We start from the raw sequence: 5268 nt of genomic DNA on the forward strand, positions 1-5268 counted from the left end.
CCTCGAGGCTCATCATTCTAAGGTCGCTGACTAAGTTCTTTGCCCTGCCAGGGCTGCGGGTGGGCTATATCATCTCCAATGCAGAAACCATCCGTCATTTTTCCCGGAACAGGGAACCCTGGACCGTGAACGCCCTGGCCCAGATCGCAGCCACGGTTAGTTTGCAGGATAAAAATTACATCACCCGGACGAAGGAATTCATCGTCCTGGAGCGCGACCGTTTAACCCAGGGCCTGCGGGCGATCCCCGGGTTTATTCCTTATCCCGGTACGGCCAATTTTCTCCTGGTGCAGCTACATCCCACCCTCAATCTGAATGCTGCCGAACTACGGGAAAAATTGATTCCCCATGGAATCCTGATTCGTGATTGCAGTTCCTTCCATCATATCGGCCCCTACTTTTTCCGCATTGCCGTGCGCAGCCGTAAAGATAACAACGCTCTCCTAAAAGCCCTACGTCGGATACGCCAGGAAATCCTGCGATGAATGTGGAGAGGAACTTGGTCGAGGGACCTGGATTACTCTCCAAAAAGAGAAAGGGGCACTTTGCCTGGCGTGCGCCGATTTAGATCACCTTGTTTTTCTTCCGCCTGGCGATGCGGCCATTACCAGGCGTGCTCGCAAATATTCAACCTTAGCTGCGGTCGTTTTGAAGTGGAGTCGGGCCCGGAAACGGTATGAACGCCAGGGACTCTTAGTCGAAGCTCAGGCGACTGAAAAAGCCGAACAGGAATGTTTGGCTGACATCGAAGTTAGGGAGCGACGAAGAGAAAGAGAAGCGGCGAAGAGGTTTGATGAAGAGGCGGTTCGCTTAGCGGTTGTCGTCCATATTCGCCACACCGAGACAGAATACGACACGCTACTGGCTAGCGGTTATGACCGATGGGACGCCCGGGCGCAAGTTGAAGAAAGAGTTAATCGGGTGATGAGTCAATGGCAAGGGAAAAAGTGAATCTATCGATAGCTCTCTATGACATTAGCCAAAAGATTCCGGTCCACTTGTCTCCCCACTAACCGCCCTTCTTGCAACACGGGAAAATTATCTTCAAAAGGAGGTCGGTCGTTGCGGTAGATGATCCCGATGGGGATTCTTTCTCCCCATTCTTCGGCAACTTTCAGGGCAGCTTCCCTGTTCTTGGGATCGTAATCCGAGGGTAATTCGCGGCATCGCTTCTTGTACCAACTGAAAGTATTTACCTTGTTAAAGGACACACAAGGTTGCAGGATGTCGATGAGCGAGAAACCTCTGTGAGCAATGGCTTGCTGGATTAAGCCGGAAAGGTGATCTTCCAAGCCGGAGAAAGCCCTGGCTACAAAACCCGCTCGCATGGTTACGGCCACGGCTACTGGATTGAAAGGAACAGAGGCTACACCTTCGGGCTGGGCTTTGGTAATGAATCCCGGCTCGGAAGTGGGGCTGGCTTGACCTTTGGTCAACCCGTAAACCTGGTTATTGTGAACCAGCAAGGTGACATCTATATTACGGCGGATGGCGGCCAAAAAGTGATTTCCTCCCTCCCCGTAATTGCAGCCATCTCCGCTCTCGACGATAACGGTTAATCCCGGGTTGGAAAGTTTGGCCCCGGTGGCCACCGGCACGGATCGGCCATGCAAACCGTCGAAGAGGTTCACGTTCAGATAATGGGGAGCTTTGGCCGCCTGTCCAATCCCGGAGACAAAGAGAACCCGCTGGGGCGGCAACTGGCTCGCAACCAGAGCTTTTTTTACAGCCTTTTGGATGGAAAAATTTCCGCAGCCCGGACACCAGGCTGTTTCATAGTTTCCGTACGCCTCAAGAGTTACCATAGTTGACCTCATTTTAAGCGGCGGAGGATATATTCCGGAGTGATCGGAAGACCATCATACCGGTAAACCCGTTGATGAAATTCAAACCCTGTCGCCTGGCGGATGAGGCTGGCCAATTGTCCAGTGGCATTCCCCTCCACGCCAACGACCTGCCGGGCATCTTGAAGGAAACCCATAAATTGCTCGGGGACCATAGGCCATACCTGAGAGAAATGAAGAGAAGCTACCCGTTGGCCAGAAGACCTCATCATGGAAGCGGCTTCCAGGCATGATCCCTTGCTCGACCCCCAAGAAACCAAAAGAAGGTCTGGATTCTGGTCTCCCTGGCGCTCCGGAGGAATAACTTCCTGGCGGATCCTATCCATTTTTTTCAATCGCTTCTCCACCATTTGCTTGCGCAACGAAAGATCCTCGGTGAGGTGACCATCCTCGGTATGCTCATCGCTTCCGGCCACGACCAGATATTCGCTCAGACCGGGAAGGAGACGAGGGGAGACGCCACTGTCCGTGATGGCAAATCGGTGGTAGGGAAGGTCCGAAAAAACCGCATCGATCGGGGGTTGTATAGGGGGTAAAGTTGCCACTTCAAAGGGCTTCAGGGAGCGGTAGGAGTCAGAAAGAAATTGATCAGTGAGGATAAACACCGGCCCCTGGTAATTTTCCGCCAAGGCAAAGGCCTGGCGGGTAAGATCGAAGCACTCTTCGACGGTTCCAGGAGCAAAGATGGCTCGGGGGAACTCTCCGTGGCCGGAGTGGAGGACAAAGTTCAAATCTCCTTGTTCTGTGCGTGTAGGCAGACCTGTCGCCGGCCCCGGGCGCTGGGCAATCACGATCACAATGGGGGTTTCGGTCATGGCGGCCAGGCTTACTCCCTCCACCATCAGAGCAAACCCCCCTCCGGAGGTAGCCACCATACTGGGTGCTCCGGCAAAGGAAGCGCCGATGGCCATATTGATGGCCGCGATCTCGTCTTCGGCTTGCTCCACAAGCAGTCCCATTTTCCCGGCCAGCCGGGCAAGGGTTAAGCCGATGGAAGTAGAGGGCGTCATCGGGTAGAAAGAAAAAAATTTCAGCCCGGCGGAGATGGCCCCCAGGGCGATGGCCTCATTTCCCTGCATCATCACCCGCGAAGGGGGGTTGGAAAGGGGAGGAAGTTTCCCGGCGAAAGTGGGCTGAGCGGAAGTCCACCGAAAAGCTTCACTTAAAATCCGCCGGTTTTCTTCAATCAAACCAGGGTTCTTCTTTCCAAAAAAATCCTCCAGGGTTCGGCCCACCAATGCTTCATCCAGCCCGAGGAGAGAGCAGACCACTCCCAGGGCTGCGATGTTGGAGAATTTATCCGCAGCCAAATGGCCATAGGGGACTTTGAGGCAGTTTTCTTCTTCGAGGGTACACCCCTGATCGGCCACGATGCGTCCCCGGGGGGTTAATTCTTTTTGATGGAGGGTAAGAGTTTCGTCATTCAGGGCGACCAGAAGATCGACTGGTTCCTGCGGGGCCAAGATTTCTTCCGTGGACACCCGGATGGCAAAGGTATTGTGGCCACCCCGAATCCGGGACATGTAGCTCTGGGTGACCACGATGTAATAACCGCTGCGCACCAGGCTTTTGGCCAGGATTTCACCAACGGTCACTAGCCCCTGGCCCGCCTCTCCTCCGATGAGAATATTTAGGGTATTATTCATTTTTCATCCTCCAGTAAAATGAAGCGAGCCTTAAATCCGCTATCTATTTTTTATCATTTTTGCCCCTATAGATTATTTATACCAAAAAAAGCCCTACATAGAAATGGGGTAAATACCCTATTTTTGAGTCCATCATCATCTATTCCAAATGATGGTCTTTAAGGGAATGCCTGGGATGAGAAAAAAGTATGAGGGATGATTTCTGTGATTTTTCAACGAAGCGAGTCCTGCCGCCGGCGGGATCGGCAAAAAAATCCTGAGCAGCGAAAAGCACCTTATTCAGCAATCTGTTATTGGCTTATTTAAAAGAACCCTGAAACGGTACCTTTGGATAAAGAAAAGGGAAGGGAGGAGCCATTGGCTCCTCCCGCTTTAGTAGGGAAGGATCCTAGTCATTTTAGAAACCTCCTTTTCTTACCATGGCCCGTCCGTAAACGACTATGCGGTCTGATTCCTCATCCTCGTGGTTGGAAATTTTCTCCATCTCCTTTCTTTTTTTCATGTTAACTGCTAATTTAATTGTGTAGGAAATTCCTTTTTGGACACGGATTTACCCTGTTAGATGTTTACCATCTAACAGGGTAAACACAGATTATCAGGATAAACTAAAAAAATAATTATCTGCGGTTATCTGCGTCCTATTAAATTTATTGTATAGGAATTTCCTTTTTTGGCATCAGGGTGCCCGGAGGGCAACCTGATGCCAAAAAAATCTCTTTTTAGTTGTGAGGTCAAAGGGTTATAATGCACTCCCAAGATGGGTTCATTTCGTCAGTGGTTTGACCGAGACAAGCTTAAAGAGATTTTTCGGACCCACTGGGAGTCTTTCAAGGAGACTTTTTCTCGGTATCGAGAAGATCGCTACGCTGAAGTCGTTCAAAAGATGCTGGGCTGCGGGGATGCGCAAAACGGCTATGCGACCTATGTGTGTGGAGGGTGCGGGGGTGAGTGGAGAAGGGTGCCTTTTTCTTGTAAGAGCTGTTTTTGTTTGTCCTGTGCCAAGGTGTATACCGATCGATGGGCGGCGCGCATCGAAGCGATTTTGTTTCCTGGGGTGGCCTATCGGCATACGGTGTTGACGGTGCCGGATGAGCTGAGGGAGTATTTTTATCGAGAAGCCAGGCTGTTGTCTGAGTTGATGAGAGTGGGCATAGAGTGTTTGGCAGATACTCTGAGCACAGTTCTTCGGCGTGCTGTATCTGGGGGGTATATTGTGGTGATCCAGACGAATGGGAGGTCAGGAAGCTACAATCCCCACTTGCATATTATTATGACTTCCGGAGGGATTGCCTCCAGCGGAAGAGGGGGCCATTCATGGGTTACGCTGAAGTATTTTCCTTATGAGATTCTTCACAAGAAATGGCAATATCATCTATTCAAGATGCTCAAAGAGCAGGTTCCCACCCAGGAGATGCGGGCCAAGATTGATGAGCTTTATCGAAAGTATCCCAAGGGTTTGGTGGCGAACATTCAAAAGGGGGAAGTCCCCAAGCGGATTCGGGAGTTAGCGAAGTATTTGGCCAAATACGTTGTGAGTCCTCCGATCTCGGTTCGGCGCATTGCCAGTTACGATGGGAAGTGGGTCAAGTATTGGTACCGTGATCATAAGAGTGGCCGGCGGAAGATGGAAGAGGTGGATGTTTATCGGTTTATCGGTCGGATGGTGCAACACATACTGCCCAAAGGGATGCAGCGGGTTCGCTATTATGGGCTTCATGCGGTAGCCGTGTATCGGAAGATTTACAAGAAGTTAAGGTTCATTTTGCCTGCAGATGCGG

The 5268-nt window shown here is 51.2% G+C and carries 5 protein-coding genes; 3 read left to right on the forward strand and 2 right to left on the reverse strand.

The window, feature by feature from the left end; genetic code table 11:
- Both Q7V48_01090 and Q7V48_01095 read left to right on the forward strand, forming a co-directional pair.
- Window positions 1–485 (forward strand): aminotransferase class I/II-fold pyridoxal phosphate-dependent enzyme (locus Q7V48_01090; protein ID MDO9209336.1); only part of this gene is annotated, 485 nt, incomplete at its 5' end.
- Between the two features lie 163 nt (window positions 486–648).
- Window positions 649–951, forward strand: a complete 303-nt coding sequence (locus Q7V48_01095) for a DUF2293 domain-containing protein (protein ID MDO9209337.1) — start codon at window positions 649–651, stop codon at window positions 949–951.
- 2 nt (window positions 952–953) lie between these two features.
- Here the strand turns inward: Q7V48_01095 and Q7V48_01100 are convergent, their stop codons facing one another.
- Both Q7V48_01100 and Q7V48_01105 read right to left on the reverse strand, forming a co-directional pair.
- Complete coding sequence (locus tag Q7V48_01100) at window positions 954–1805, reverse strand: 2-oxoacid:ferredoxin oxidoreductase subunit beta (protein MDO9209338.1); 852 nt, start codon at window positions 1803–1805, stop codon at window positions 954–956.
- 8 nt (window positions 1806–1813) lie between these two features.
- On the reverse strand, window positions 1814–3490 hold the full coding sequence (locus Q7V48_01105) for a 2-oxoacid:acceptor oxidoreductase subunit alpha (GenBank protein ID MDO9209339.1): 1677 nt from the start codon (window positions 3488–3490) through the stop codon (window positions 1814–1816).
- A gap of 757 nt (window positions 3491–4247) precedes the next feature.
- On the opposite strand from Q7V48_01105, the gene Q7V48_01110 reads away from it, so the two are divergent.
- Window positions 4248–5268, forward strand: a 1021-nt coding sequence (locus tag Q7V48_01110) for a transposase (GenBank protein MDO9209340.1), incomplete at its 3' end; no start/stop codon positions are given.

Source organism: Deltaproteobacteria bacterium (genome assembly GCA_030654105.1).
Classification (GTDB): Bacteria; Desulfobacterota; SM23-61; order SM23-61; family SM23-61; genus JAHJQK01.